This is a genomic window from Sutterella sp. (assembly GCF_030539355.1).
In the GTDB taxonomy this organism is placed as follows: Bacteria; Pseudomonadota; Gammaproteobacteria; order Burkholderiales; family Burkholderiaceae_F; genus Sutterella.
This window is the reverse complement of the sequence record NZ_JAUNSF010000203.1, coordinates 1-1531: the sequence shown is the minus strand read 5'-3', so window position 1 is coordinate 1531 and position 1531 is coordinate 1. Positions and strand designations below refer to the sequence as shown.

General features: G+C 65.8%; 1 protein-coding gene and 1 tRNA gene. One reads left to right on the top strand and one right to left on the bottom strand.

Translation table 11 applies throughout. From position 1 onward, the window contains the following. A partial coding sequence (locus Q4F91_RS13545) for a serine dehydratase subunit alpha family protein (protein WP_303338259.1) occupies window positions 1–1217 on the top strand: 1217 nt, incomplete at its 5' end. A 110-nt stretch (window positions 1218–1327) separates the two neighbouring features. Here the strand turns inward: Q4F91_RS13545 and Q4F91_RS13540 are convergent. Next, window positions 1328–1403: transfer RNA gene (locus tag Q4F91_RS13540), tRNA-Val, on the bottom strand. Window positions 1404–1531: the final 128 nt, after the last annotated feature.

Sequence of the window (1531 nt, the reverse complement as noted above, 5' to 3'; positions counted from 1 at the left end):
AGCTTCTGCCCGCCATGGGCTGCACCGAGCCGATCGCGCTCGCCTACGCCGCCGCGAAGGCGGGCGAGCGCCTCGGCGGCTACCCCGACAAGATCGACGTCGAGGTCTCGCGCAACATCGTCAAGAACGTCAAGAGCGTGATCGTCCCCAACACGGGCGGGCTCTTCGGCATCGAGGCCGCCGTCGCCGCGGGCTTCGTCGCCAGAAAGCCGGGCGCCGGGCTCGAGGTGCTCGCCGGCATCACGGACGAGGAGCGCGCCGAGATCGCGCGCCGCGTGAAGGAGCCCATGACGGTGCGCCAGTCGGAGGAGCCCGACGTCTTCTTCATCCGCGTCACGGGGTCGCTCGCCGGGAAATCCGTCTCGGTGACGATCCGCACGTACCACACGAACATCACCTGCATCGAGGAGAACGGCGCCTCGGTCTTCTACCGCATCAGCGCGCCCGAGGACGAGTCCCCCGAGAAGGACTGGTCGATCCCCGAGCTCATAGAAGTCGCGCGCACGATGCCGCTTGACGAAACGCGTCCGCTCCTCGAGCGGCAGCTTGAGTGCAACCTCGCCATCGCCCGCGAGGGGCTCTCCGGTTCCTGGGGCGCCTCGATCGGAAAAATCATCCTCTCGAGGAACCCGGACGATCCGGCGGTGCGGGCCCGCGCCTGGGCGGCCGCCGCGTCCGACGCCCGCATGAACGGCTGCGAGCTCCCGGTGATCATCGTCTCGGGCAGCGGCAACCAGGGCATCACTGCGAGCGTGCCGGTCGCGATCTACGGCGAATCGCTCGGCTCCTCCCGCGAGGCGGTGCTCCGCGCGCTGCTTCTCTCCGACCTCGTGACGATCTCGCTCAAGAAGGGGATCGGCAAGCTCTCCGCATACTGCGGCGCGGTGAGCGCCGGCTGCGGCAGCGGCGCGGGCATCGCGATGCTGCTCGGCATGAAGGACGACGAGATCGAGGGCGTCATCAGCAACGCGCTCGCCATCAGCTCGGGCCTTCTCTGCGACGGCGCCAAGTCCTCGTGCGCGGCGAAGATCTCGATCTCGGTCGAAGGCGCATTGCTCGCCCTCGACATGGTGAAGCACCACCAGGTCTTCCGGTCGGGCGACGGCATCGTGCAGGAGACGACCGACGACACCGCGGCGGCGGTCGGCCGCATCGCGAGCCAGGGCATGGTCGACACGGACCGCGAGATCATCCGCGTGATGCTCCACGAGTGCTGACGCCTCCGTCCGGGCGGAGTCCGCCTCCGCCCGCAAGCGGAAATACCTGCCAAAAAAAGAAAAAGCCCCACCAAAAGACTTTGGTAAGAGCTTGATTTCTATGAGAAAACTGGTGGATCCAGAGAGGCTCGAACTCCCGACCTTCGCCGTGTAAAGGCGCGGCTCTACCAACTGAGCTATGGATCCTTTCGTGTTTGCCTCCGGCATCCCGGAGAAGCGCGCATTCTAGCAAGACCGGAGAAATTTTTCCGTACCTGCCTGAATGATCCCGAAAAAAAGCGACCCGGGACGAAATTTCTCTCTTTCGTTCCGGG